The following is a 25,286-nucleotide window of genomic DNA, read 5'->3' on the forward strand; positions in this document are numbered from 1 at the left end:
GGCCCGCGAGGTGAAATGTCCGTATCCCCAGTACAGCCCGATCCCTCGATGATCGGTGGTGTTTCCAAGGCTCCGTTTGCCTTGATGCCCAACCCGGTGCGCCTCTTCAAGGAGCGCGCCAATCGTTTCGAGGTTCTCGCCGAAGGCAGTCGACTCGCTCCCTATCTCAAATTCCTGGCAGGAATCGCACAGATCCAGAGCGAGCTAGCATCCACCCTGTCTCCGCTTGAGCTGATCCCTGCCGATCAGGTCGAGCGAGCGCGTGCGAATGCCATGCCAGCGATCGATCGTTTGGCGATGGTCTCGTCACCGGATTGCCGGCAGGTGCTTCAGCAATTCCTGGAACGGATGGAAGGATTGGAGAAGCCTCCTGTCGCCGCAGAAGCGCTTGCGCAGGTTCGCGCTGCCGACGATGAGACATTCAGCTGGATGATCGGCAATGTGGTGGCCGACAACCTGCCGGTCGAAAGCCTGGCCCATCATCTTTACATTGCTGCGGCGATCCAGATCCACGCGGCGCGCCTCGCCGCCGGCCTTGATGGAAGCAGGCTCGTGCCGATCGGCATCGGCGTCTGTCCCGCCTGCGGCGGCAAACCTGTCGCTTCCATGGTCATCGGTTTCCATGGAGCGGAAGGTGCGCGCTATGCCTGCTGTTCCTTCTGCACCACGATGTGGAACGAAGTCCGCATCAAATGCCTTGCCTGTGGCTCCACCAAAGGCATTGGCTATCGTGCCGTCGAAACCGGCGATGAAGAGGCGACCATCAAGGCGGAGGTCTGCGACAGTTGCAACAGCTGGGTAAAGATTCTCTACCAGAACAGGAATCCTTCGCTCGAAGTCGTCGCTGACGATGTCGCAAGCCTCGGACTCGACCTGCTGATGAAGGACACCGAATACAAGCGAGCAGGTTTCGATCCATTCCTGATGGGCTACTGATCCGATGTCGGGACCTGCCGATCTGCGAGCCTTGCCCTCCGTCGATCAGATGCTGAAAGCGCCGGCCGCTTCGCCGCTAGTCGAGCGGCATGGCCGGACCGTGGTGACGGACGAGCTGCGCACGGTGCTCGGCGAAATCCGCATTGCCGTGCGCGGTGGCGGTGTATTGCCCGATGAAGACGGCATCCTCGCCTCTTTGGTGAGCCGCCTCGACTATCGAGACCGCTCCAACCTTCGCCCGCTCTTCAACCTGACCGGTACCGTACTGCACACCAATCTCGGTCGGGCGCTACTTGCCGAGGAGGCGATTGCGGCTGCGATCGACGCCATGCGGGAAGCGGCAGCGTTGGAATTCGACCTCGATACCGGCAAGCGCGGTGAACGCGACAGTCATCTGCGGGAACTGCTCTGCGAATTGACGGGTGCAGAAGACGCGACCATCGTCAACAACAACGCCGCAGCCGTTCTGATCGCCCTCAACTCTGTCGGCGCAGGACGTCAGGCGCTCGTCTCGCGTGGCGAACTGATCGAGATCGGCGGCGCTTTCCGCATGCCGGACATCATGGAGCGCGCCGGCGTCGACCTCGTCGAGGTCGGCACGACCAACCGCACCCATGCGAAGGATTATATCAAGGCGATCGGCCCCGAAACGGCCCTGATCCTCAAGGTGCATACGTCGAATTACCGGATCGAAGGGTTCACCAAGGAAGTCCCGGGTGCCGAGCTTGCGGCAATCGCCCATGAGGCGGGAGTGCCGCTCCTCAACGACCTGGGTTCGGGCACATTGGTCGACCTGTCCCGCTACGGTCTCGGCAAGGAGCCGACGGTGCGCGAGGCGGTCGCCGAGGGTGCCGATCTGGTCACGTTCTCGGGCGACAAGCTGCTCGGCGGTCCGCAGGCGGGTTTCATCGTCGGCCGTAGCGACCTGATCGCCGAGATCAACCGCAACCCGCTGAAGCGGGCGCTACGTGTCGACAAGATCCGTATCGCGGCCACGGCGGCGACCTTGAAGCTTTACCGAGATCCGGATCGACTGGCCTCTCGCCTGCCGACGCTTCGCATGTTGTCGCGGCGGGAACCGGAGGTGCGGTCGCAGGCGGAGCGGCTGGCTCCACAAGTCGAAGCGCTTTTGGCACGCAAGGGTTACGCGGTGGAGGTCTGCCGTTGTGCGAGCCAGATCGGTTCGGGCGCGCTTCCGGTGGATACGATCCCGAGCGCAGGACTCAGGATCACGGCGTCCAGCGGAAGTGCGCTTGAGGCGCTGGCGGCCTCGTTCCGGTCTCTCTCCCGCCCGATCCTGGGGCGGCTGCGGGACGGCGCGCTGATCCTCGACCTGCGCTGCCTGTCCGATGACGCTGCGCTTCTGGAAAGCCTGTCCGAGGGCACCGGCCATGCGGTGGCTTGACCGTATTCGAGGCCGCAAGTCCGAGGCGGCGCCTGAGGCCGATCCGATGGCCGAGGCGCTGGCAGCAGCCAAATCAGGCGACTATGAAACGGCGTTGCGGATCTGGGAGCCTTTGGCGCGTGCCGGCGTGGCGCGTGCGCAGAACAATATCGGCGCCTGTTTCGCCGAAGGGCTCGGTGTGCCCAGGGATCGTGAACTGGCGCTCAAATGGCTGGAATTGGCCGCCGATGCCGGCGATCCGGTGGGAGAGCGCAACTACGCAGCCTTCCACATGCAAGGGCTCACCGGCACCGATGCCGATTATGGCATCGCAGCCGAATACTACCGGCGCGCGGCGGAAAGAGGTGATGCGCCGGCCCAGGACATGCTGAGCTGGATGCTGCTGGAAGGCGAGGTCATGACCGCTGACCCGGCCGAAGCGCGGCGCTGGGCGGAAAGCGCCGCGGAAGCCGGCATCGCGTCTTCGATGACGCGGCTCGGCATGCTCTATCATAATGCGCTGGGCGTCGAGCGCGATCCCGAAAAGGCCGTCCATTGGTGGCGGAAGGGGGCGGAAAGGGGCGATGCCGATGCGCAGGCGATGCTGGGGGCCGCTTGCCACATGGGAGCCGGGACTACGCGCGACGGGGTCGAAGCCCTGGCCTGGCTGATCCGGGCGACGAACGCGGGCAGCGCGTTGGCAAAGCCCTTCATCGGGCCGGCTCGCGACAGGCTTTCGCCAACGGAAATCCAGGAAGCGGAACGTCGTGCCTCAGAGCCGCTTTCGAAGGAGGCGTCATGATCGTCGGCACGGCGGGGCATATCGACCATGGCAAGACAACGCTCGTCAAGGCATTGACCGGCGTCGACACCGATCGCCTCAAGGAAGAGAAGGCGCGGGGTATCACCATCGATCTCGGCTTCGCCTATGCCCGGTTCGCAGGGGAAGCCGTTACCGGCTTCGTCGATGTACCCGGCCATGAACGTTTCATCCATACCATGCTCGCCGGTGCCGGCGGTATCGACTATGCCTTGCTGGTCGTTGCGGCGGACGACGGCATCAAGCCGCAGACACTCGAACATCTGGCGATCCTCGATTTGCTTGGCATCTCTCGCGGGCTCGTCGCGATCACCAAGGCAGACCTTGCCAATCCTGCCCGCCTTGAGGGCCTGACGGCGGAAATACGGGGAATTCTCTCGTCGACGAGCCTCAGGGAGGCCGAGATACTTCCCGTTTCCGCAACGACCGGACAGGGGATTGAGCTGTTGAAGGAACGGCTGGCGGAGGCCGAAGGGGCGACAATCGCATCGAGCGCCGATGGTCGCTTCCGGCTCGCCGTTGATCGTTGTTTCACGCTTTCTGGGGCAGGCACCGTGGTCACCGGGACCGTGCGTTCGGGTTCCGTTGGTATTGGCGATCAGGTTGTGGTGTCACCATCGGGCCTTGCTGCGCGCATACGATCCCTTCATGCCCAGAACCAGCAGGCCGAGCGCGGTTTTGCCGGGCAGCGTTGCGCGCTGAACCTTGCGGGAGAGGGGATTTCCAAGGATGCCATCACTCGCGGCGACATGGTCGTCGATCGCTATCTGCATGCGCCGGCCGATCGCATCGATGCGGAGCTTTCGGTGCTTGAAAGCGAGCCGAAGCCGATCGGCGAATGGTTTTCCGCCCGTTTCCATCACGGCAGCGCCGAGGCCGGTGTCCGCATCGTGCCGCTCGAAAATCCGGTGCCGCCGGGCGGGAGTGGCAGGGTCCAACTCGTCCTTGACCGTCCGATCGCCGCGGCTGTCGGCGACCGCTTCATACTGCGGGATGTTTCGGCCCAGCGCACGATCGGCGGCGGGCGGCTTGTCGATCTCAGGGCTCCCTTGCGCAAGCGGCGGTCTCCCGAGCGACTGGGTTTCCTGAAGGCGGCCTCCCTGCCTCATGCAGGTGGTGCGCTTGCGGCTTTGCTCGACGTTCCGCCTTTTCTGGTCGAACTCGATGTCTTTGCCCGCGACAGGGCTTTGTCGGAAGAGGAATTGCAGGCTGCGATCAGTTTCGCGGCGGCTGAGGTCATCGAAAGCGCTTCGGCACGTTATGCGCTCTCGGCGAACAAACGTGCGGGCTTTTCCGATGATATTCAGCGGGTACTGACCGCTTTCCATGCGGAGAATCCCGATCTGCAGGGGATTGGCCGCGAGCGCCTGCGGCTGCAGGTGACGCCACGGCTTCCGGCGCCGGCCTTTCTGGTGACGCTCCGGGCCGAGCAGGCGCTGGGACGCCTGGTGCTGGAAGGCGCGTTCGTGCGGCTGCCCGGGCATGAAGTCCGACTGAGCGAAAAGGAAGAGGCACTCTACGCCCAGATCCTTCAGCATCTTGAAGGGGAGGAAAGGTTCCGTCCGCCTCGCGTGCGCGATTTCTCCGAAATGCTTGGCGTCGACGAACGGGAGGTCCGTCGCGTCCTGAAGCTCTGCGTGCGGCTTGGCCGCGTCGACGAAATCCGGCATGACCACTTTTTCACCCGTCAGGCGACAGCAGAAATGGTCGAGATCATCAAGGATGTCGCGGCCAATGTAGAGCGGGGGGAATTTTCCGCAGGTCTCTTCCGCGACCGCGTCAACAACGGTAGAAAGGTCGCGATCGAAATCCTCGAGTTCTTCGATCGTCAAGGGGTGACGCTTCGGCGCGGTGATATTCGTCGCGTCAATCCGCACAGGCTCGACCTTTATGGCGGGCCTGTTCCTGAGGCAGTTGAAGGAAGAGATTCGTCCCCGGTGGGGCGTCCGGACTTCAAATCCGGGTGGGGCAGCGAGGCTGTCTTGGGTGGGTTCGACTCCCATTCTCTTCCGCCATCAGGAGGTCGTTCGTGATCCTCAAGTCCCAGGAAACCGACTTCGACGATTGGGTGGTCGCGACTTACGGAGAGGTAGGGTCTTTCACCATGCTCTTCGTACTGGTGCGGGTCGGAGAGACCAGCGTCGATCTGCTGCGTTCGGCCTATCTTCACGTCGTCGGAGACGAGCTGCGCTGGCCGGACATGGTGCAGCTTTTCAGCAGCGCCGGCGTCGAATGGTCGGGCGCCGTCTTCTATCGGGCCGGCCGAGAAGGTCTCGTGGAGGACCGGGAGGCCAAAGCGAGGCTTTCCTCGCTGGTCCGCAAGCTCAACGAGGACCGATCCCTGATCCGTGATGGAGAGTTCTTCAACACCGATGGGTTGAGGCTGACAATCGAGGAAATCCAGCCGCACTGAGCCGGCTGCTGGTGGTTCACCTCGCGCGCGATCGCCAATCCGATATTCAGGCTGTCACTTCTTTCGAGGTGATGGAATAGGCGAAGGTCTTCGGGCTGAGGCAATCCAGTCCGCCACGCGAGGTGATCGCAGCAGGGTACATCAGGAAGCCCTGCTGCAGATCTCCTCCGGGCAGAACGAAATCCCGGGCCGTGTTGTATCCCACCCAGTTCATTTCCCAGTTGCCATAGGCCTTTTCGCGGAAAGCCCGGACGGAGGCATTGTCAAGCGGCAGGTTTTCCTCGAGCACGACCTTGCGAACGTCTGCCGGATCGACCGCCACCCAGCCATGGGCGTCGAGATAGACTTCGGCGCGACAGTGCTGCGCTTTGGTAACGTCGCCGGAACGGCCGAGGCTCTTGAAATCTGTCGAATCGGCGACCCGGATGCCGAACACGTCACGGGCAGGCAGGCCGGCAGCACGTGCCAGCGCCACGAACAGGCTGGAAATGTCGGCGCACTTGCCGCCGAAATAGCCGCTTTCCAGCATGTCCTTGACATTGCCGACGCCGCAGCCATCGATATTGGCATCGCGGAAGGTATTGTCGATCACCCAGTCATAGATCGCCCGGGCGCGGTCTTCGGGGCGGTCGCGCCCCTCGACGATGCGCATCGCGGTCGTCTTAACGATGCCGTCCACCGGCATGCTGGGCGTGCCGCGCAGTTCGTGTTCGAGTTCCTCCGCCGTTGCGGAAACCCGGTCCCTCGTACCGCGATTGCGGGTGGCGACGCGCTGGATCACGTCGATCGTGCGCTGCGGTTCGCCGCTCCAAGTGACATGAAGGATGTCGGCATTGGAGGCAGGATCGTTCTCGATGCGGATGTCGCTGCTATTCGATTCCCAACGCGGCGTCTCCGCCTTCTGGTAATCACCGGCGGACTGGATGACCGGCAGCCAGAGTTGCGCCGGGCCTTCGGTCCGCTGGAGGTCGATCTTGGTGGAAACCTCGAAAGTGCGCCAACCGGCGTCGGTCCGGGTGGTTCCCTCGGCACGGGCCTCCGCCGCTCCTCGTGTGATCCAGGCGGTCGCCAAGGTGGCAGTCGCTGCGTTTGTCAGAAATCGGCGGCGGTTCAGCATGATCCAAACTCCCGTTTGATCGTGGCGCGATCACTCACTCCCTTAAAAGCATTACAGCCATGTTCGCTGCTTGCAACAGAATTGACAATCATCACGGCAATCGTGACCGGATTCAGCAATCCGCCGGTGCCGGGGTTTCGGGAGCCATGGCAAGATCGAGGCCGCGCGCGGTCGGCGGCTGCCAGGTCGTCGAACCGCTGGTCGCTCCTTGAGGATTCGTGCCGATATACGCGCCGCCCGTGCCGCCGGTCCAGCCAGTCGATCCGCTGTTGCCGGGCGCGGTGCCGTCGGCGCTCTCGCGATCGGGTGCCGTTGCCGGCTCCGCCTTGCCGGCAGCCGTGGCGCAATTGGCCTTTTCATTTGCGATCTGCGCCGATGCCGGCTCTGACATGGAACTCAGCAGGCAGAAAGCGACTATAGCAAGCGTGGGAAAGGGGACGATTGTCGGGTTTCGCATGGCGATCTCCTTTTCATCGTTCACCAACGACGTTCGGGTCCGCTTGTTCCCGGCAGCGATCGCGATCAGGGAACGACCTTGATCCCGGCCGCACCCGCTTCCGCGGTTCCGATAATGCTCGCAAGCGGATAACCGTCGAGGCGGATCTTGTCGACCAGTGCCTCAGCCTTTTCCGGCGCGCATGCGACCAGAAGACCGCCTGAGGTCTGCGGATCGGCAAGTAGCAGGCGTTGCCAGTCGGGCAGGCCCTCGGGAAGTGCGATATCGACGCCGTAACTTGTCCAGTTGCGGCCGGAGGCACCTGTGATGAAACCCTGTTCTGCGAGCGCCTTCGCCTGCGACAGGAAAGGAATTGAGGAAAGCTTCAGGACCAAGGACAGGTTGGAAGCACGCGCCATTTCAAGCCCGTGGCCAAGGATGCCGAAACCGGTCACATCCGTGATTGCGTGGACGTCAGGGTCGGTGGCGAGGTCCGCGCCGATGCGGTTGAGGAGTGTTGTGGAACCGATCATTTCCTCATAGCTGCCGGGCGGCAGGGCGTTCTTCTTGATAGCCGCCGAATAGATGCCGATGCCGATACCCTTGGTCAGGATCAAGGCGTCTCCAGGTTTTACTCCACCATTGCGGCGAACCTGATCCGGGCGGCAGATGCCAATGACCGCAAGCCCGTAAATCGGCTCAATGGAATCGATGGAATGACCACCCGCGACAGGGATACCTGCCTCGGCGCAGACCGAAGCGCCCCCCTCCAGGACCTTCGCAATGATCTCCGGAGCAAGCTTGTTGATCGGCATGCCAAGGATCGCCAATGCCAGAATCGGTTTGCCACCCATTGCGTAAACGTCGGAAATGGCGTTGGTCGCTGCGATCCGGCCGAAATCGCGCGGGTCATCGACCATCGGCATGAAGAAATCGGTCGTGGCGATCACACAGGTGTTGTCGTCAACCTGCCACACAGCTGCGTCATCAGCCATCTCGTTCCCGACGAGGAGCTGAGCAAAAGGTTGGACGGCCGGTTGGGCAGAAAGCAAGCTTTGCAGAACCGAAGGTGCGAGCTTGCAGCCGCAACCTCCACCGTGGGCGAGTTCTGTCAGACGGATCGCGGGCGTGTCCATGGAACCTCCGGTGGATTGCTTGAGGACCTCGGCAACATTCAGCATTTCGAAGACATGAATGCAAGTATGCGAAAAATGCGCCTGTGTTCTTTCTCGCCATAGGGGAGAAGACCGTAACATTCCTGGCACCGGTTATGCCAGTTCCGGGCGATCGACTGTCGCCTCCTCCGGGCTTACCGTCAGCGCTGAACGGCTCAAACCGACGTCATGATTGCCGAAAGCGGCTGGATGCCGGCCACTGCCGGAGTCGTACAGCGCGCGATGTTTCGTCAGACTTCGGGATGGGTAAGGGGGCATGCGGCTTTTACGACTTCCAGGGGGAATTCTTGAACCACCGAACCAGATAGGCGGTTGCGATCAGAAGGCTGAAGCCAAACAGGTTCGCGGCGGCTTCTGTGAAGACCGTGCGACCTGTCTGATCAAGAGCAATCCCGATTATTTGTGCGATGACCATGCCGGTGACGAAAACGGCAAGTGACTGCTGGCCGACGACGACAAGAATACGCACGGCCGGACCGTGCAGCCGCGATCCTCGTTCACCAACGATGTGAACTGCGATGTAACAGAGCGCCAGGAAGTGTACGAACCGCAGAATGCCGAAGCGGGTCTTGTCGGTGAGAGGGGTGATGAGGTCCGCAACGCTGCGGAAAAAGGGATGCATCTCCAAAAAATGTACCCAGGCGAAAGGTATCGTGATGAGGACGATCGCTGCGGCCAAAACCATGAGGCGCCGATCATAACCGGGCGCGGGCAATGTGCCGCGCATCAGAAAAAAGCCGGTGAAGAAGATGAGTTGCCAGCCAAACGGATCGAAGAACCAGGGACGGTCGGACCACGGTTCGGCAGAAAGGCTGGCGTAGCCAAACTGCGATGCCAGCCAAAGCCCGATCATCAGCACGAATGGAAGGATCTTGTTGATACGACTTGCCAGCAGCATTACCGGCAGGAGCGCCAGAACGACCATATACATCGGCAGGATGTCGAAGTAGTTCGGCACGTAGCGCAGGGTCAGCAGCGCCGCCAGAAGGGAACCCGGATCCTGGATGAAGGGCAGCAAATTCAGGCTGCCCAGATAGGAAACGCCATCCGGGCGCGTTCCCGCTATTGCCATCAATGCGACAACGGTGACGAAAACCGAAATATGCGCCCAATAGATCTGCCACAGGCGTCGCGCGACCCTTGCCATGAGAGCCATGGTCCCGGCCCGATCAAAGGTGGTGCCGAAAGCGATCGCGGAGGCCATTCCAGACTGGAAGACGAACATCTCGGTTGCGTCGGAAAAGCCGAAGCGGGCAGGAATCCACAATGCCCAGCCATCGTAGGGGATATGGGCTATCAGGATGATCAGCATGCCGACGCCGCGGAAGAAATCCAGCCGCAGGTCGCGCTCACGCTTGACCGGAGGCGCTGCCGTACCGGCAGAAGCGATCTTAGAAGGCGTCCTCATATGCGCTTGCGGCGAAGCGGCAGCAAATGAGGGTGAAGCCTGCGCGGGTTCTTGCCGCCGTAAGCTCGTTACGGAAGTCATCGATAGTCTCCACATTGATACCGTATCCGCCGAAGCCTTTTGTTACTGCGGCAAAATCCGTAAGCCCCAGAGCTACGCCCGCGGGGGCCAAACCTGCTGCGGCCTGTTTCTGGGCGATGAGCGCAAGGCTCTGATCCTGGAAAAGCACGATGGTGATCGGCTGACCGAGGTCACGCAGGGTCGCGAGCTCTCCTATTCCCATCTCAAGCCCGCCGTCGCCCATGACGGCAAACACGCGACGATCCGGATCAGCAACCTTCGCTCCGATCGCGAGTGGCAGTGCCGCCGCCATGGTGCAGAAACCCGCCGATTGGAGCAGCGTCAGCGGCCGACGCGCCACCCATTGCTGGGAGAGCAGGATGCGATGGGCGCCGCTGTCGACGGTGACGACGGTGTCATCCCGGATTTCGGATTGCAGCGTTTCAATGATCGCATGAGGACCCCAGTCGTCCCTTGCTGCAAAGAGACTACGAAGCTTTGCTTTGGCGAAAGCCGGCTCGTCCCGTACCCATGTCCTCCGCCGCGTCGCAGAATGCGCCAGTATGCCAACGAACGGCGCGATATCCGCGACCACGCGTGTACCGGCATGGTGCATGGCATGATCGGGTGCCGTTCCGGTGATTTCCACGAGCGTCGTCGCATCCTTGACGAAATCCAGCCAGCCGAGACGCATCTCGATCGGATCGTAGCCGATGGCAAGCACGAGATCGGCGCTCGCCACAAGCGGTAACAGAATGGCATCGGCCCGTGGCGAGAGCCCTGCGCCACCAAGCGAAAGGTGGTGATTTTCCGGTATCAGTCCCTTTGCCTTGTAGGTCGTGATCACCGGCGCCCCGGTTGCCTCCGCCAAGGCAAGCACGGCGGTGCCCGCACCACTGCGGGCAGCTTCAAAGCCGGCGACGATCAAGGGGCGTTCGGCGCGTTTGAAGCGGTCTGAAAGCGCCATGATGGAAGGATCAGTTGTCGTCACCATCGGCCGCAGCACCTGAGGAGGTGCAACCAGAGGCGATTCCAATGCTTCCATTTCCGCGACGGCCGGAGAAAGATCCAGGTGGACCGGCCCCATGGGGTCGGCCATTGCGAGCGCAATGGCGCGGGCGACCGTCGAGGCGGCGCTTTCCGGCTCGACCTCGAAGGATGCCTTCACCAGAGGCTGCAGCAATTGGGCGTGATTGATGACCTGATGTGTGTAGCGAGCCCGCGTGGCACGATCGACGATGCCGGAGATCACGATCAACGGGACACGCTCCTGGTTGGAGTCGGCAATGCCGTTGACCGCATTGGCAAGACCCGGGCCGATCGTCGTCACCAGCATCTGCGGTTTGCCGGAAATCACGCTCGCCCCGGAGGCCATGATCGCAGCCGCCGTTTCGTGGCGAGCAAGATGGAACGCGATGCCGGCTTTCTGCAATCCGTCTATCAGCGTCACAACCTCTCCGCCCGGCATGCCGAAAGCGTGCCTGACGCCATGATTATGCAAGGTGCGGGCGATGGTGTCCGCCACCCTCGTGCTACCACCTTTCGCCTGATTATCGGACATCTCTATCTCACGCTTAATGGATTGGCCTCGCCCCGAAACTGTTTGCCTTTCCCGGAGCAGGTTGCTCATTTCGGGTAGCCGAGGGCGGTCAGCCCGGCATCGAGAAGATCGGGCCGGGCCTCATGCCCGCCGTCATGAATGCAAAGAATGCTTTCGCCGCGCAGACAGCCGGGAACGTCGTCGCAGACGATACCGTCGATCGTGCTCTTGTGAGCGGCGGGCAGGTCGCATCGCGCCCTCTCACGGTAAATGGCGACACTCTTGAGTGCGTCGCCCTGATGGAAAGTCCTGCCGATTGGTCTGCCGGCTAACGGAAATGTTCTATCCGCCGTTCCGTGAAAGTGGATCATCGGCGGCAGATTGCCGGTACAGTCCGCTGCCTTGGGCAGAGGGTCCCAGAACACACCGGAAAACGTTACCATGGCGGCCACCCGGCCTCCCTGTTCACAGGCGGTGTACCACGCCATGGAAGCTCCGACGGAGAAGCCGCCGACGATCACTTTTTCCGGCGCGAAGCCATGTCGGTTCTGGAGGTCGTTCAAAACATTTCCGATGAAGCGCCTTTCGTCGCGGTCGCGCCGTGGTGCGCCTGGATACGACCAGCCGCCGGCAAGCCCATCGACGGCGACATAGGCAAGATGATGAGCAAGCGTCGTATCCACGAGAGCGCGCTGTCGCATCTGCAATTCCGCAGAACTCTTGAAGCCGTGGAAGTAAACGTAGGCGCCCCTTACGTCGCCATCTTGCGGCAGTTCGATGCGGTAGTTGCCGCCGTCCACCGTGCATGCGACGTCTCCGCCGCAATAGGAGCCGGCAAGCCCCGGATCTGCGCCGAGACAGAGGGCTGCCGCGAGCAAGCGCTGGAACATCGGTCTCCCCGAGATCGATGCGCAAAGATCGAGCAAGCGTCCCGTCACCTTCCAAACGCCCGGATGGTATAGGCGACTGTGACGCCGAAGATGATATGCCCGGCGAGCGAAGCCCAGGTCAGCGGAATGAAACCAAGAAAAGGCGGCAGTCCGGCGACAAGATGGGCCATCACGAAGAGCGCAAACACCCATAGCCCGGCGCCGAAGCCGATGCCGGTCAGGAGCAAAGGCAACTGCGGGAAGACGATTCGTTGCAGAGGCCGGGCGATGAAAAGATAGCCGATCGGATAAAACACGATGCCGACCGTGGCATGGATCGCCTCGGCCAGAAGCAGATTGTTGAAGCCGAAGACCGTTTGCACAAGTGCCGCGGGCTCCAGGGGGCCGCCGACGAGCAAAGGCGTAATCAGGCGCGCCCATATTTCCCAAGCAATGTCCGCGGCAAGGCCGGACACGATGATAGTTTTTCCAAGGCCGGGCTCGATTGTCGGGAATATGCTCGGTTTCTGCATTTCCATCATGGTCATTTCATTCACCCTCATATGTTGCGTTGAGGTCAGGCCGACAGCTTCATGCCGGCAGATTGTTCGATCGAGCGGATCAGGCGGTCCTCCGCTTTCAGATGCCTGCGCATATGACGGATTCGGGAGATGCCTGCGTTGTCGCCGCGGCTGCCGACCGCCTTTGCAAGCGCAAGGACGAAGAAATCGCGTTGTGCGTTGCTGCCGCCGATCTTTGGTAGATTGACAATCACCCGATCGAGCATCTGCCTGTCCGCCGGGGCGCCGAGTCCCGCAAGCATGCGTGCCATCGGAACGCCGATTTCGGCTGCGACCCGTGCCTGGTCGCCGATACCCATGGCTTTCTCCTCTATCTCCGTGACGAGTTCGGCTGCGCCAGCCCGATCTCCGATCGCGACCAGTGCCGCGAGATTGTGGAGAGCTGCGAAGATGAGGGTCGTGTCCCGCCGCCTTGCCCGGGCGATGCCGGCGAGGTCATGCCAGCGCGATCCCACATGGACACCCATCTGGTTCAATCGCCACAGGAGCGAGACAGCATTTGCCATATCCCTGAAATCATCCGTCTGCTGGGGACGCACTTCATCGTCGTAGAGCTGAAGGACACGCTCATGGTCGCCGCGTTCGAGGTGCAGCAAAGCGAGATGCCAGGCCATGTGAAAGGAGAAATTGTTGCAACGTGACCAGGCGCTTCGACTGTTCTCGAGCCAATCGACGCCCTCCCGGGTCTGTCCGCGCATCTCGAAGACATGCGAAACCGCATGCAGGCCCCAGGAATCATCCGGCTGCAAGGCGACCGCCTTCCGCCCCGCTTTCATGGCCTCCTCATAGCGACCGGTTTCTTCCAGCGAAAAGGCATAACAGCCGAATGCGAAGCCGGCGGAAAGGCTTGCTGAATCAAGACCATCTACCGCTCGTGAACTCGCCGTCAGCATTCCGGCGGCATCACCGAGCATGAAGCGAAGGGCGTGTGAGAGCTTGAAAGGGAGGAAAGTCGCCGGGCGATCGGCAAAGCCGCGATCAAGCGTGTCGATGGCGCCGGAAAATGAGCCCCCGCTGGCTGCAGCCAAGGCCTTCACGAGTACCTGTTCGTCTGCCGTTCCACCGTTCTTCCTCGTCAGTGCTGCTCGGGCCTCGGCGAGCGCTGCTTCGGCGCCGGCGGCCAGTTCCGAGCGAGCAAGGATGAGGTTTGCAAAACCGGTAAGCGCGTGTGCGGCAACATGATCGGGATCGGCGGCAAGCGTTGCCTGCAGCGATGCGCCCGTACTCGGACGGTGCGTTGCAAGACCATAGACAGCTTGCTCGAAAGCTCGCCGGGCTTCGGCGCTGTCGCTGCTGGTGATCAGATCATAGGCATCGCAGTTCATGTCAGACTCCTTGGGGAAGCCGGCGGACGGGAGGATTTCCGGAAACAACGGCTGTCGGATTGGCACCGATAACGGCCTTTACGGGTTGGCCACCGAGTTCGTTACATCAGGCGATGATTTTTCTGCTGGGGCGATCGCGGCCGGGCCCTCCAGGGAAAATTTGAACGCGGATGTAACGAAGCGGTTATCCTGGGCGAACTAGGCTCAACGGACTTCCGGCCGCATGCATCAACAACAGGAGCCGATCGGATGGATGTCAGGAAGAATGATGAGCACTTTCCGTTTCGCCGAGTTGACGACACGCAACATCGTTCCGGCGGGCACGACGTGGTATGGGATGAGATGATCACGCCGGAACTGTCCATCCTGCTGCCCGTCGGAACGACCTTGGAGGCGCGGCTGCGCGATCCTGCCGGCACCGGTGACGGTCATTCCGCGAGAAAACTTGTCCTTCTTGGAGCGGATGGCGGAAAGGCTTTACTCCTCAGTCCTTCCCATGCCCTCGATCCCGTGGAGGATTTCCAAGGGGCTGCTGTCTTGCAGTGTCATCGCGGAAGCCGCGTCATTCAGTTATGGGGGCGGTTTCGACCCAGTCCGGCCAGGGACCTGCGGTTCGCCCTGATCCTCTGGCAGGTTTGGCCGGCAGGCTCTGCCGAAGCGCGGCAGACGGCGCGTCGGCTCGAAGAATATCAGCAGATGATCAGACGTCTCAGGCTTGAAATTGCACTTCAGCATTGCCAGCAATAGCCGGAGCATTGTTCTGCAGAGGGATATATCGAATGACGATATCCGCGCGCCCAATCGGGCCATGGCTCTTGTGGCGCTGATTGGCTACATTGTTGCTGATTGGCTGCGGCGTTGTGAGAAGAAGCTGGTGCGGATCTTGACCGCTGTGAGCGCATCAAGTCGTTCGTTGATAACGAGGCAGAGTGGAGTGAATGGATTGAATACCGATGATTTGATCAATCTCCTGGCGCAGGATGCTCCAGTCCGCGTTCGCCTTGGGCGAGCGTTGATGGCGGCGCTGGTGATCGGAGCTTCGGTGTCCGCGATTGTTCTCGTCTCGACCGTCGGGATTCGCGCGAATATGGTGGAGGCGCTTCAAACGAGCCGCGTCGATTTCAAGATCGCCTTGACGTTGATCCTTGCGATAGTCGGGTGCAACCTGGTCTTCAGGATCGGCAGACCTGGCGTTGACATCAAGGCGCACGTGCTTGCATTTTTCCTGCCACTTATCCTGCTTGTGGCCGGTATCCTTGTCGAACTGTTCGTTCTGCCCATGGATGCCTGGAAGGCGAGCATGATCGGACGTTATCCAAACGTCTGCCTGATCTTCATCCCGCTTCTGTCGCTGGCACCCTTCATGGCATTCTTTTGGGCGTTGAAGCATGGCGCCCCGGAAAACCCAGGTCTCGCCGGAGCAGTCGCGGGTTTGGCAGCGGGAGGGATCGGGGCTGCCATTTATGCCTGGCATTGTCCTGATGACAGCCCCCTGTTTGTGGGGAGTTGGTATATGATAGCAATCGCTATCATGACCTCCTTAGGTTATATTTCAGGGCGGCGCTGGCTTCGCTGGTAGGAGAGGGCCGTTGGTGCCGTTGGTTCTGCCGATCTCGGAACCATTTCGTACGTCGGTGTAGGCACTCCCATTGAGACTTCGTTCAGTTCTTCTGCATCATGAAGCCGTCGAAGAAGGCGGCAAGTTCGATATGCGCGCCGAGAGGGAGAACATGCGCGACGTATTGGTCCGGCCGCACGACTAGCAAACATCCCTGTTCCCGATCGATACCGCGCATGTCGAAAATATCATTGCCGCTTTTCAGGTCGGGGCAGAACATCTTCTCGTAATCGCGAAGCCCCAGGCGTCCCTTTGCCGGAAGGAGGAGGGAATGCATGGCCTCGACGGCGAGTTCGCGATGGCCATGCTGAAAGACCGCGCGGACATCGATAACGGCATCGATGTCCGTGCCAGCCGGCGTATATTTCCCGACGGGGGATTCGTGCGCGTCGGCGAGGAACTCGCATAGGGACCGAATGCCGGAGCCGGCGGCAATGGGATCTCCGGTGCCGGCGAAAGCATAGAGGCGCCAGCGGCCGTCCGCCTTCGCGGCGTGGCCGAGCTGAACCGGCTTGGCATCCGCGAGGCGAATGACCGGCGCGGAATGAAAGCGTGTGCCGATCGTAAACCCCTTCGCCAGATATTGATGGGTCGATTCGCCTGTGAGGATGGACGGGCGGTAATGGGTCGCCGTTCCCGCCGTATAACGTCCGTGCCTGACGAAATATTCCCGGACCTCCGCCGGATCGACGCCTTCGCCATCCGGTGAGGATTTCAGGGGGGCACTCAACATCTTGGCCCATTCGCGGTCGAAATCGATCAGTTCTTTGGCGATAGCCTGTCGTTCCGCCGAGTAGCTGTGCAGAAGTTCGGGCGAGCAGCGACCCTGAAGGACGGCTGCAAGCTTCCAGCCCAGATTGAGCGCGTCCTGCATGGAGACGTTCATACCCTGGCCTGCCTTGGGACTGTGGGTATGGCAGGCGTCGCCGGCGATGAACACATGAGGCAGACGCGTCTCGATTTTCCCTTCGGGCACGTCATCGAACTTGTCGCAGAGCCGCTGGCCTATCTCATAGACGGACCACCACGCGACTTCCTTCACCTCGAGCGTATAGGGCTTTAGAATCCGCTGTGCAGCGGCAATCAGGTGGTCGACGGTGATGTTTCGATTGGCCACCCGTTCGTTTTCGTTGAGTTTGTCGAGTTCGACATAGATGCGGACCAGATAGCCGCCTTCCCGCGGGATGAGCACGATGCTGCCTTCATTGGCGGATTGGATCAGCGCCTTGAGGCGAATATCGGGAAAGTCTGTGACGGCCAGCACATCCATGACCCCCCAGGCCTGATTGGCCGAATCGCCCTTGAGTTCCCGCCCGAGTGACTTCCTGACGACGCTGCGCGCCCCGTCACAGCCGACCACGTAGCGGGCCCTGATGGTCTCCCCCCGCCCTTCATGCGAAGGATCGAGTCGCTCGAGCCTGGCCGTCACGGGATGGCCGGGAGGCTGATCGCGGGAGGCTGACGGCGGATCAATCTGAAGGTCGAGGAGTCGCCGCGCGTAGTGCGGCTCCAGCGGGTTTGGCGATCTGCGCATGACATCCAGATAGAAATCATGCACACGCGCCTGATTCAGGATCACATGGGGAAACTCGGAGAGACCGTCCTCGACGTCCTGAATCCTGCCGTGGCGAACGATCTTTTCCCGTTCGGCATCGTCCGGTTTCCAGAATGACGTCTCGTTGACCCAATAGGCTTCCTTCAGCACGCGCTCGGCAAAGCCGAAGGCCTCGAACATTTCCAGAGTGCGACAGGCAATGCCGTCGGCTTGCCCGAGTTGCAGGGGACCGGATTTCTGATCGACGATGCAAGTCTTGATGTCGGGAAAGGCCGCCAGTTGGGCGGCGAGCGTCAATCCGGCCGGCCCGCAGCCGATAATCAGAACATCGACTTCTTCGGGAAGCGGATCCGAACCGGATGACGTCGTGTGCTGGCCGGATGGCTCCGAAATTGCCGGATCTCCGGTCCGGAACCCGTTGAGGTGAAATTGCATGGATGTACCTCCTCCGCGTGTCTTGCTGGGTATCCGTCTGATCCTGGCTGCAACCGTACCCCGCGGCTGCCATAGGCTTCGGTTTGCTGGCTGCCAGTATCGACGGTTGAACCGCCTCGTGGTTTAAGTTGTTGCGACGATGTCAGAACGATGAGCCTGGGTCGTTACGATAATTAATCAGTATGCTGATTATATGTATGCTGTCAAGGCGAGGATCGGTCATGGAGAGATCGGTGAAAGACAACAATGACATGCCGGGGCACTTGGCCCGCCGGTTCCAGCAGATTGCCGTTGCCGTCTTCCATGCGGAAGCAGAGGCCGCCGGCTATGACCTGACACCCGTTCAATACGCGGCGCTGGCTGCGATCAGCGCGAATCCGGGCATTGATCAGGTGACGCTCGCCGGGTTGATAGCCTACGACCGGACGACCATTACCGGCGTTGTGGATCGACTGGTGCAGAAGGGCTTCCTCGAGCGCCGTGCGAGCAAAAGGGACAGGCGTGCGCGCGAACTGGAGATCACGGAGGCAGGGCGGGAAACGCTTTCCGGTATCATGCCGGCGGTTGAGGCGGCGCAGCGCATGATGCTGCGAGGCCTGAATGCAGACGAGTCGGAGGAACTCCTGCGGCTTTTACGCAAGGCGATCGCCGCCGGTAACGAACTCAGCCGGGCGCCGTTCCGGGAGGCTTCGGCGGATGTTGCGAAGACCGCTGGCAGGATCGAAAGCGATCGGGATGGGTAGTGCGCCTGGCCCTTGATGTTTGGCGTGCACTCGAACCTGCGACCAAATCCCTTGCCTGCCTTGCTCGCCGTTCATATTGTTGCAGAACGTCATGGATGGGGCGGTAAGAATGTCCGGTGAAGAGCGCGCGCGTATCGATTGCCTGGATGAAAGGGGAAACTCTGTGTCAGTATTCAAGGCCATCCGGAGCCGCGGCGATGGGCATCGGGAGAGCAGAGAAACTGGCACCGTCACCCGCTTCGTTTACTACACCTCCGATGGCTATCTGGTGGAACCGCTTTCGGATGGAAACTTTCAGGTCGTCCTTTCGGGCGAAATCCTGACACGCCTATGATGTCGGATGTGCCGGTACGGCGCTTCGAGCGTTGATTTCCCTCAAAGCAATTTAGATGCCGTGCAAGTAAGGTCCCGTAAGAAAAGGACCAAAAGAATGTCTCGTGCACCTGATGCTCAATTCACTCACGAACAGATCATGATTTATAAGTCGCTGATCCACGACCTGGAGCGGCGCTTTCCCGAACTTGCCGATGTTGAGTATACTGCTGACCACCCGTCAGCGGCAACGTTGCATCGACTGATGACTTATCGCGAGTCCGTCAAGATCCTAAAAGGATTCGTCAGGCAGGGCGACGAATGATGTTTGGGCACATGGCGAGCCATATTGTCATTGGCCGACCGCTTATCTGACGCTTCAGGACGCCTAAAGACATGTCAAAACCTAGGATGTTTCGGGATTGGTTCAGCCTATGTTAAAGTCAGCAAGCTTAAGAGAGGCCCCGATATTCATTCCTCGCGGCTCTTTCGATGCGCATCGTCCTCGCCAAGTCATTGCTGACCGGTCTGCTGTCGCTGCTTGCCTCCCTCATTCTCTCATTCAGCATCGTTCCGATGCTCGGTGGAGAGGTGGCCGGAGCCGGTCTCATAATGACCATCGTTTGCCCGCTGGTTATCTCCATTCCAGCTTCGGCCGTGCATTTCCGACAGGCTGAAAAACTTCGGCGCGCAGAAGTGGCAGCCTCGGAGGCACTCCAGAAGCTGGCGATCGCATATGAAGAGCTTCGCCTACAATCACGCCGGGATGGGTTAACCGGGCTTCTCAACAGAAATGCATTCCTTGAAGAATTGGAAACCTTCAGCCGCAAAGGCGTGGCGGGTGGCCTACTGTTCCTGGATCTCGATTATTTCAAGTCGATCAATGATGGGCATGGACATGCAACGGGCGACGAAGCTCTCCGTCGGACAGGACAAATACTTGCGGCCTATCAAGGAGAATTCGACATTGCAGGCCGCCTTGGAGGAGAGGAGTTTGCGCTTTTTCAGAGTGATTTGACGGCTGAAGCGATGTTGCGAAGATGTGAGGAAATTCGCGGATTGATCGACTGCATGGATTTTCGTTCAGCCTCCGGATCAATTATCTCCGTATCGGCGAGCATCGGAGCATTTTATTGCGTTCCTGGCTTTGATCCTCAGGAATGCCTCAAGGCTGCGGACGCAAATCTCTACAAGGCGAAAACGAGCGGCCGAAACCGGGTCGTTTTGTCAATCTAACCGGCCTGCCGGTCAGCGGCTGTTTCACCGATATCCCAATAAAGACCGGCCATCATGGCAAGTCCCTCGCGAACGATGCTGACCGGCAGGTGCTCGTTTGGAGCATGTTGCAGGCAGCCGGGATAGGAATGCGGAATCCAGATGGTCGGCAGGCCGAGCAAATCGGAGAAGATGTTGTTCGGCAGTGAACCGCCGAGATTGGGCAGGATGGCCGGCGGAGCGCCCAACGTCTTCTCGGTCGAGGCGACGATACGTCTGACCCAGGGATGGTCGGGATCGAGGCGGCTGGCGAGGAAGATCGCGTCGGTGGGATCCTTGACGACGACGCGGTCGTAACCGGCATCGATCAAAGCCTTGCGAACGGCCGGAACGACCTCATCCGGATCGACGCCGACCGGAAAGCGGAGCTGCACGCGGGCGCGGGCTTTGGGCGGGATGGCGTAAAGCGGCTGGGCGAGGTTGCCGCATTCCATCTCCATGACCTCGAAGGAGCTCCAGGCGAAGACTTTTTCCTCGGGCGTGAGGCCCGGCTCGCCCCACCACGGCTCGATCGGCGGATCGTCGGCGGCCGGGGTGATCTCGCAATCCTTCAGCGCCGCGCGGACGTTTTCCGGGATGTTCCCAGGTGTCATCTCGCGGACCTTGATCCTACCTGTCCGATCCACCAGCGCCGTAATCGCATGGCAGAGCTCTATGCCGGGATTGGAGAGGATGCCGCCCCAGTTGCCGGAATGCTGAAAACTTTCGCGCGCATTGATCTCCAGATGAAAGGACATGCCGCCGCGGGCGCCGAGAAAGATCGTCGGCCGTTCCAGTGCCAGGCGAGGACCATCGGAAGCGATGAAGACGTCGGCCTTGAGCTCGTCCTTGTGGGCAGCGCACATCTCTTCCAGACCGAGCGAACCGGACTCTTCTCCCATCTCAATCAGATATTTGAGATTGAAGCCAAGCGAGCCTTTGACTGCCAGCAGAGCCTCGATCGCGGCAAGGTTAATCGTGTGCTGACCCTTGTTATCGGCCGTGCCGCGGCCATACCAGGCGCCGTTTTTTTCCGCCATCTCGAAGGGGGATAGACCTTCCTCCCACTGACCATCCAAACCGGCGACAACGTCGCCATGGCCGTATTGCAGGATGGTGGTGTAGTTGGGGTTCTCAACCCGCTCGGCGATCAGGAAGGGGCCTGGAGCCAGGTCGTTCTGGTAGATCTTCGTCGCGAAGCCGAGGCGTTCGAAGAAGGGCTGCATGTCCCCAGTTACATAGCGCCAAAGGTCCAGCCTGTTGGCCGCGACACGACTTGCCGACGGGATCGCGACGCGCTTGCGGAGCGCCGCTTCGAAGGAGCCGTCGTTGAGATAACCCACAGCCTTTTCGATCGTCGCCTGGCGGGAAGGGGCAGTCGTCATTGGGGCATCCTCGGGATTTCAGGCGGTTCTGGCTTTGGCGATCGGCAGGATCGCCTGCCCGTTCGACAGATCGAGATCGAAATGGCAGCGGAACATGCTGTCGGCTCCGGTCGTTTTCTTCGGCGGCACCGTGCTGCGACAGATATCCTTCGTGAAGGGACAACGCGTGTGAAAACGGCATCCGGAGGGCGGAAAGGCCGGGTTGGGCAGTTCGCCAGCAATCGGATGTAGCGTGCGGTCGCCAGTATCCATATCCGGGGCGGCATCGATCAAGAGGCGCGTATAGGGATGGCGAGGCCTGAGGAACAGCTCTTCCGACGGTGCTGCCTCCACCAGTTCACCGAGATACATGACGCCGATCCTATCGGCCATGATCCGCACGACCGAGAGGTTGTGGGTGATGAACAGGCTGGTGAGTGCCAAGTTCTTCTGCAGGTCGCGCAAAAGGTTGAGAATCTGTGCCTGGACTGACACGTCTAGCGCCGAAGTCGGCTCGTCGAGGATCAGGAATTCCGGTTCGCCGGCAAGCGCGCGGGCGATGCAGATGCGCTGCCGCTGGCCGCCGGAAAATTCCTGAGGGTATTTTTCGGCATCCGCCGGCGACAGGCCGACCTGAACGAGCAGTTCGTCGACGCGGGCGCGGATCGCCGCCCGGCCCCGGCGCAGCTTATGGACGCGGATCGGTTCGGCGATGATATCCTCGATCGTCCAGCGGCCGTTCAGTGACGAATAGGGGTCCTGAAAGATCATCTGGAGGCGTGGCGTCTTGCCGGCTGCATCCCTGCGGAAGGCGATCGCGCCGGAGGTCGGCTCCATGAGGCCGGAGACGAGGCGGGCCAGCGTCGACTTGCCGCAGCCACTCTCCCCGACGAGGCCCAGAGTTTCTCCATGCCGGACAGCGAGGCTGACGTCGCTGACCGCTTTGGTGCCGCTAGTGTCGTTCTTCTTCAGCCGTTCCAGAAGGCTCTGATTGCGGCGATAGACCTTGCTGACGTGGTTGAGAGTAAGGAAATCCCGGGCGCTCATGCAATCTCCTTTTCCAGCGGGTGGAAACAGGAAAACGCAACGCTTTCCTTCATGGTCAGCGGTGGTGCTGCCGAGCAACAATCGCCTTCGGCCTTGAAACAACGCGGATTGAAGGCGCAGCCGGGCGGAACCGCGCCGAGCCCCGGCATGGCGCCGGGAATCTGATCGAGCCGCACCTCGCCATTGGCCGATGGCATCGGCGTCGCGCGGATCAGTCCGTGGGTATAGGGGTGTTTCGGCGCGTTGAAGAGTTCGCCGACAGGGCTGATCTCGGCAACGCGGCCGGCGTAAAGCACAGCGACGCGGTCGGCCATCTTGGCGATGACGCCGAGGTCATGGGTGATCAGCATCATGCTAGTCTTGCTTTCGCGATGCAAGTCGCGCATCAACTGCAGGATATGGGCCTGGACCGATACATCGAGCGCGGTCGTCGGTTCGTCGGCGATCACGAGCGCCGGATTGGCGCAAAGTGCCAGCGCAATGACAATACGTTGCCGCATGCCGCCGGAAAGCTGGTGCGGATAACGCTTGAATTGCGTGTCAGGGTTCGGCAGGCCGACTCGTTCGATCCATTCGAGCGCCTTTTTCTTCGCCCGATCGCCGCCGATCTTCAGATGCGCCTCGATTGTATCGCAGAGCTGCCGGCCGATAGTGATGACCGGGTTGAGGCTGGTCATAGGGTCCTGGAAGATGAAGCCGATCCTGCCGCCGCGCACGCGACGCATCGCCTTCGGTGACAACTGGTCGAGACGCTCCCCGGCAAGCGTAATGGTGCCGCCGGTGCGTTTCAGGGGCGGCACGAGAAGGTCGATGATCGCAGCCCCCGTTATCGATTTGCCGGCACCGGATTCGCCGACGATGCCGAGCACCTCTCCCGGATCCACGGAGAAGGAGACCTTGTCGAGCGCTGTGATCAGACGGCCGTCGCGGTTGATGGTGACCGTCAGGTCGCGGACGTCGAGAAGCGGTGTCGTCACGAGCGTCCCCTTAGTCGCGGATTATAAACGTCACGCAGGTGGTCGCCGAGGATGTTGACCGACACGACGAAGGCGACGAGCACGAGGCAGGGCCAGACGGAGATCCACCATTCGCCGGATTGCAGAAAATTGTTGCCATTGCGGATCAGCGTGCCGAGAGACGGCGAGGTGACCGGGATTCCGATGCCGAGGAAGGAGAGCGTTGCCTCGGTGATGATGGCGATGCCAAGATTGATGGTTGCGATGACCAGAACCGGTGCCATGACGTTCGGCAGGATGTGCAGGATGATGATCGACAGGCTGCTGCGGCCGGTGATGCGGGCGGCCGAGACATAATCCTGGTCTCGTTCGATCATCACGGATGAACGGATCGTGCGCGCATACTGGACCCAGAAGGCGATGCCGATCGAGAGCACGACGATGGCGATCGCCGTCATGACGCTCCGCTCCTGTCCAAGCGCGGCGCGAGCTGCCCCGTCGATGATCATCGCGAGCAGCAAGGCTGGATAGGCGAGCTGAACGTCGGCGAAGCGCATGATGAAAGCATCCACCTTGCCACCGACGAAGCCGGCTATCAGGCCGAGACTGCCGCCAAGCACGAGACCGATGATGACGGACAGGAAGCCGACGATGATCGAAGTCCGCATGCCATAGGCCATGGCGGTCAGGAGGTTGCGACCCTGGTCGTCAGTGCCGAGTGGGAAATCCGGCATACCGTCTACCATCCACATGGGCGGAATGAAGCTGTCCATCACCGACATGCCGGCGAATTCGAAGGGATTCTGCGATACCAGCGGCGTCATGAAGGCATAGACGAGCAGCGCGAAGATGACGAGGGCGCAGGAGGTCGGCCCGGGTGCCTTGCGCATGGCGCGCAGAAGTTTCGACAGGCGGCTGCGGCGGACTGTCGGAACCGAAGGAGTGTTGACGACAGGGGTCATGATTGCCTCCTCAACACGCGGGCATCGATCAGCGGGTAGAGCAGTTCTACGACCAGATTGATGACCATGAAGACCAGGCCGACGAAGATCAGATAGATGGCGATAACCGGAATATCCGCCGCCTGGATCGATTGCAGGAAGAGCGAACCGAGGCCCGGCCAGGCGAAGACGTTTTCCGTCACCACCGAAAAGGCGATGATGTTGCCAAGCTGCAGGCCAAGCATGGTGATGACCGGCAGAAGCGTGTTCTTGATGGCGTAGACATACCAGATGCGCGCTTCCGACAGACCGCGGGCGCGGGCGAAGCGGATATGCTCGCTTTGGCCGACTTCCATGAGCTGGGTGCGCAGCATTCGGATGATAAACGCGACCTGGAAGGTGGAGAGTGTCGCTGCCGGCAGGATGATCGCTCGCCAGCCGGAAACGGAGAACAGGCCCGTTGTCCAGAAGCCGAGATCGACGACCGTGCCGCGCCCAAATGACGGTAACAGACCCAATTGCACGGAAAAGACGGCGATCAGCAGCAGGCCGACGACGAAGTTCGGAAGCGTGATGCCGGCCGTCGAGATCAGCATGATGAAGCGGCCGAACAGCGAGTTCGGATGCACGCCGCAATAGATGCCGGCTGGTACGCCAACGAGGATGGTGATGAGCAGGCTGACGAAAGCGAGTTCGATCGTCGCCGGCATGCGCTCGATGATAAGCTTCGCCACCGGGTCCTGGGTGCGGTAGGAGAGGCCGAAATCGCCCTGCAGCAGGTTGCCAAGAAAATGCACGAAGCGCGTGCCGATCGGCTGGTCGAGGCCGAGCCTGGCGATCAGTTCCATCCGCTCCGTCACGGTCGCATCGGCCGAGAGGAGTGCCGCCAGCGGGTCGCCGATATTGGCGACCAGCAGGAAGGCGATGAAGCTGATCACGAGCAGAACGATGACCGTCTGCACGATCCGGGATGCGGCATAGTTCAGCACTTCAAATC

Annotated in this window: 24 protein-coding genes, 1 tRNA gene and 1 pseudogene; 12 read left to right on the plus strand and 14 right to left on the minus strand. The window is 60.9% G+C overall.

All coding sequences use genetic code 11. The features are described 5' to 3' along the window. Window positions 1–15: 15 nt before the first annotated feature. The 6 genes and pseudogenes from fdhE (at window position 16) to ABK249_RS21280 (ending at window position 5,553) form a co-directional block, all read left to right on the plus strand. A complete protein-coding gene (gene fdhE / locus ABK249_RS21255; protein WP_348863909.1) occupies window positions 16–936 on the plus strand; it encodes a formate dehydrogenase accessory protein FdhE in 921 nt (306 codons plus the stop codon). Window positions 937–940: 4 nt separating this feature from the next. Next, on the plus strand, window positions 941–2,341 hold the full coding sequence (gene selA / locus ABK249_RS21260; RefSeq protein WP_348863910.1) for an L-seryl-tRNA(Sec) selenium transferase: 1,401 nt from the start codon (window positions 941–943) through the stop codon (window positions 2,339–2,341). Next, window positions 2,328–3,122, plus strand: coding sequence for a tetratricopeptide repeat protein (locus ABK249_RS21265; RefSeq protein WP_348863911.1), 795 nt, complete (start codon window positions 2,328–2,330; stop codon window positions 3,120–3,122). The genes selA and ABK249_RS21265 overlap by 14 nt, the downstream gene beginning before the upstream one ends. After that, window positions 3,119–4,945, plus strand: a pseudogene (gene selB / locus ABK249_RS21270) (selenocysteine-specific translation elongation factor); the annotation flags it as partial. The gene ABK249_RS21265 and the pseudogene selB, both read left to right, overlap by 4 nt. A 114-nt stretch (window positions 4,946–5,059) precedes the next feature. After that, window positions 5,060–5,155, plus strand: a tRNA-Sec gene (locus ABK249_RS21275). 14 nt (window positions 5,156–5,169) lie between these two features. Next, entirely contained in the window at window positions 5,170–5,553 is a 384-nt protein-coding gene (locus ABK249_RS21280; protein WP_227704513.1) for a hypothetical protein, read from the plus strand. A gap of 46 nt (window positions 5,554–5,599) precedes the next feature. Here the strand turns inward: ABK249_RS21280 and ABK249_RS21285 are convergent, their stop codons facing one another. From ABK249_RS21285 to ABK249_RS21320, 8 genes are all read right to left on the minus strand, one after another. Further along, complete coding sequence (locus ABK249_RS21285; protein WP_348863912.1) at window positions 5,600–6,670, minus strand: transglutaminase-like domain-containing protein; 1,071 nt, start codon at window positions 6,668–6,670, stop codon at window positions 5,600–5,602. Between the two features lie 112 nt (window positions 6,671–6,782). Continuing rightward, complete coding sequence (locus tag ABK249_RS21290) at window positions 6,783–7,127, minus strand: hypothetical protein (RefSeq protein WP_348863913.1); 345 nt, start codon at window positions 7,125–7,127, stop codon at window positions 6,783–6,785. 65 nt (window positions 7,128–7,192) lie between these two features. Beyond that, window positions 7,193–8,242: a selenide, water dikinase SelD gene (selD, locus tag ABK249_RS21295; protein ID WP_348863915.1), complete on the minus strand. Its 1,050-nt coding sequence runs from the start codon at window positions 8,240–8,242 to the stop codon at window positions 7,193–7,195. Window positions 8,243–8,546: 304 nt separating this feature from the next. Continuing rightward, window positions 8,547–9,689: an OpgC family protein gene (locus tag ABK249_RS21300; protein WP_227704509.1), complete on the minus strand. Its 1,143-nt coding sequence runs from the start codon at window positions 9,687–9,689 to the stop codon at window positions 8,547–8,549. Continuing rightward, window positions 9,673–11,310, minus strand: coding sequence for a thiamine pyrophosphate-binding protein (locus ABK249_RS21305; protein ID WP_227704508.1), 1,638 nt, complete (start codon window positions 11,308–11,310; stop codon window positions 9,673–9,675). The genes ABK249_RS21300 and ABK249_RS21305 overlap by 17 nt, the downstream gene beginning before the upstream one ends. Before the next feature lie 65 nt (window positions 11,311–11,375). Further along, window positions 11,376–12,179: a CE1 family esterase gene (locus tag ABK249_RS21310; RefSeq protein ID WP_348863917.1), complete on the minus strand. Its 804-nt coding sequence runs from the start codon at window positions 12,177–12,179 to the stop codon at window positions 11,376–11,378. Window positions 12,180–12,223: 44 nt separating this feature from the next. After that, on the minus strand, window positions 12,224–12,706 hold the full coding sequence (locus ABK249_RS21315) for a hypothetical protein (RefSeq protein WP_227704506.1): 483 nt from the start codon (window positions 12,704–12,706) through the stop codon (window positions 12,224–12,226). Window positions 12,707–12,735: 29 nt separating this feature from the next. Further along, window positions 12,736–14,064, minus strand: coding sequence for a tetratricopeptide repeat protein (locus ABK249_RS21320; protein ID WP_348863919.1), 1,329 nt, complete (start codon window positions 14,062–14,064; stop codon window positions 12,736–12,738). Window positions 14,065–14,313: 249 nt separating this feature from the next. Here ABK249_RS21320 and ABK249_RS21325 point away from each other — a divergent pair, with 249 nt between their 5' ends. Then, a complete protein-coding gene (locus ABK249_RS21325) occupies window positions 14,314–14,811 on the plus strand; it encodes a hypothetical protein (RefSeq protein ID WP_348863920.1) in 498 nt (165 codons plus the stop codon). Continuing rightward, the gene (locus ABK249_RS21330; RefSeq protein ID WP_320443043.1) at window positions 14,780–15,643 is read left to right on the plus strand and encodes a DUF1109 domain-containing protein; all 864 of its coding nucleotides are present in this window, start codon (window positions 14,780–14,782) and stop codon (window positions 15,641–15,643) included. Before ABK249_RS21325 ends, ABK249_RS21330 begins: the two co-directional genes overlap by 32 nt. An 82-nt stretch (window positions 15,644–15,725) precedes the next feature. Here the strand turns inward: ABK249_RS21330 and ABK249_RS21335 are convergent, their stop codons facing one another. Then, a complete protein-coding gene (locus ABK249_RS21335; RefSeq protein ID WP_348863921.1) occupies window positions 15,726–17,672 on the minus strand; it encodes an FAD-binding monooxygenase in 1,947 nt (648 codons plus the stop codon). A gap of 233 nt (window positions 17,673–17,905) precedes the next feature. On the opposite strand from ABK249_RS21335, the gene ABK249_RS21340 reads away from it, so the two are divergent. The 4 genes from ABK249_RS21340 (at window position 17,906) to ABK249_RS21355 (ending at window position 19,963) form a co-directional block, all read left to right on the plus strand. Then, window positions 17,906–18,415: a MarR family winged helix-turn-helix transcriptional regulator gene (locus ABK249_RS21340; RefSeq protein WP_348863922.1), complete on the plus strand. Its 510-nt coding sequence runs from the start codon at window positions 17,906–17,908 to the stop codon at window positions 18,413–18,415. A 163-nt stretch (window positions 18,416–18,578) separates the two neighbouring features. Continuing rightward, window positions 18,579–18,749, plus strand: a complete 171-nt coding sequence (locus ABK249_RS21345) for a hypothetical protein (RefSeq protein ID WP_161784793.1) — start codon at window positions 18,579–18,581, stop codon at window positions 18,747–18,749. Between the two features lie 96 nt (window positions 18,750–18,845). Then, complete coding sequence (locus ABK249_RS21350) at window positions 18,846–19,052, plus strand: hypothetical protein (protein ID WP_152601244.1); 207 nt, start codon at window positions 18,846–18,848, stop codon at window positions 19,050–19,052. Window positions 19,053–19,219: 167 nt separating this feature from the next. Next, window positions 19,220–19,963 (plus strand): GGDEF domain-containing protein, encoded by a 744-nt coding sequence (locus ABK249_RS21355; RefSeq protein ID WP_037156379.1) that lies wholly within the window; start codon window positions 19,220–19,222, stop codon window positions 19,961–19,963. On the opposite strand, the gene ABK249_RS21360 is transcribed toward ABK249_RS21355, so the two are convergent. From ABK249_RS21360 to ABK249_RS21380, 5 genes are read right to left on the minus strand one after another with little or no spacing between them, the layout of a single operon-like run. Next, entirely contained in the window at window positions 19,960–21,366 is a 1,407-nt protein-coding gene (locus ABK249_RS21360; RefSeq protein ID WP_227704500.1) for a M20 family metallopeptidase, read from the minus strand. The two genes, ABK249_RS21355 and ABK249_RS21360, sit on opposite strands and share 4 nt — an antisense overlap. An 18-nt stretch (window positions 21,367–21,384) precedes the next feature. Next, the gene (locus ABK249_RS21365) at window positions 21,385–22,392 is read right to left on the minus strand and encodes an ABC transporter ATP-binding protein (protein ID WP_227704499.1); all 1,008 of its coding nucleotides are present in this window, start codon (window positions 22,390–22,392) and stop codon (window positions 21,385–21,387) included. Further along, on the minus strand, window positions 22,389–23,369 hold the full coding sequence (locus ABK249_RS21370; RefSeq protein WP_348863924.1) for an ABC transporter ATP-binding protein: 981 nt from the start codon (window positions 23,367–23,369) through the stop codon (window positions 22,389–22,391). Before ABK249_RS21370 ends, ABK249_RS21365 begins: the two co-directional genes overlap by 4 nt. Next, window positions 23,366–24,310 (minus strand): ABC transporter permease, encoded by a 945-nt coding sequence (locus tag ABK249_RS21375; protein WP_037156388.1) that lies wholly within the window; start codon window positions 24,308–24,310, stop codon window positions 23,366–23,368. Before ABK249_RS21375 ends, ABK249_RS21370 begins: the two co-directional genes overlap by 4 nt. Beyond that, window positions 24,307–25,278, minus strand: a complete 972-nt coding sequence (locus tag ABK249_RS21380; RefSeq protein WP_348863925.1) for an ABC transporter permease — start codon at window positions 25,276–25,278, stop codon at window positions 24,307–24,309. The genes ABK249_RS21375 and ABK249_RS21380 overlap by 4 nt, the downstream gene beginning before the upstream one ends. Window positions 25,279–25,286 lie beyond the last annotated feature (8 nt).

It is taken from the genome of Neorhizobium phenanthreniclasticum, from assembly GCF_040066075.1.
Classification (GTDB): Bacteria; Pseudomonadota; Alphaproteobacteria; order Rhizobiales; family Rhizobiaceae; genus Neorhizobium; species Neorhizobium petrolearium.

Excerpts from the sequence above, each read along its gene's own strand:
- fdhE (WP_348863909.1), top strand. The coding sequence starts at position 16 with ATGTCCGTATCCCCAGTACAGCCCGATCCCTCGATGATCGGTGGTGTT.
- selA (WP_348863910.1), top strand. The coding sequence starts at position 941 with ATGTCGGGACCTGCCGATCTGCGAGCCTTGCCCTCCGTCGATCAGATG.
- ABK249_RS21265 (WP_348863911.1), top strand. The coding sequence starts at position 2,328 with ATGCGGTGGCTTGACCGTATTCGAGGCCGCAAGTCCGAGGCGGCGCCT.
- ABK249_RS21285 (WP_348863912.1), bottom strand. The coding sequence starts at position 6,670 with ATGCTGAACCGCCGCCGATTTCTGACAAACGCAGCGACTGCCACCTTG.
- ABK249_RS21290 (WP_348863913.1), bottom strand. The coding sequence starts at position 7,127 with ATGCGAAACCCGACAATCGTCCCCTTTCCCACGCTTGCTATAGTCGCT.
- selD (WP_348863915.1), bottom strand. The coding sequence starts at position 8,242 with ATGGACACGCCCGCGATCCGTCTGACAGAACTCGCCCACGGTGGAGGT.
- ABK249_RS21300 (WP_227704509.1), bottom strand. The coding sequence starts at position 9,689 with ATGAGGACGCCTTCTAAGATCGCTTCTGCCGGTACGGCAGCGCCTCCG.
- ABK249_RS21305 (WP_227704508.1), bottom strand. The coding sequence starts at position 11,310 with ATGTCCGATAATCAGGCGAAAGGTGGTAGCACGAGGGTGGCGGACACC.
- ABK249_RS21310 (WP_348863917.1), bottom strand. The coding sequence starts at position 12,179 with ATGTTCCAGCGCTTGCTCGCGGCAGCCCTCTGTCTCGGCGCAGATCCG.
- ABK249_RS21315 (WP_227704506.1), bottom strand. The coding sequence starts at position 12,706 with ATGACCATGATGGAAATGCAGAAACCGAGCATATTCCCGACAATCGAG.
- ABK249_RS21320 (WP_348863919.1), bottom strand. The coding sequence starts at position 14,064 with ATGAACTGCGATGCCTATGATCTGATCACCAGCAGCGACAGCGCCGAA.
- ABK249_RS21325 (WP_348863920.1), top strand. The coding sequence starts at position 14,314 with ATGGATGTCAGGAAGAATGATGAGCACTTTCCGTTTCGCCGAGTTGAC.
- ABK249_RS21335 (WP_348863921.1), bottom strand. The coding sequence starts at position 17,672 with ATGCAATTTCACCTCAACGGGTTCCGGACCGGAGATCCGGCAATTTCG.
- ABK249_RS21350 (WP_152601244.1), top strand. The coding sequence starts at position 18,846 with ATGTCTCGTGCACCTGATGCTCAATTCACTCACGAACAGATCATGATT.
- ABK249_RS21355 (WP_037156379.1), top strand. The coding sequence starts at position 19,220 with ATGCGCATCGTCCTCGCCAAGTCATTGCTGACCGGTCTGCTGTCGCTG.
- ABK249_RS21360 (WP_227704500.1), bottom strand. The coding sequence starts at position 21,366 with ATGACGACTGCCCCTTCCCGCCAGGCGACGATCGAAAAGGCTGTGGGT.
- ABK249_RS21365 (WP_227704499.1), bottom strand. The coding sequence starts at position 22,392 with ATGAGCGCCCGGGATTTCCTTACTCTCAACCACGTCAGCAAGGTCTAT.
- ABK249_RS21375 (WP_037156388.1), bottom strand. The coding sequence starts at position 24,310 with ATGACCCCTGTCGTCAACACTCCTTCGGTTCCGACAGTCCGCCGCAGC.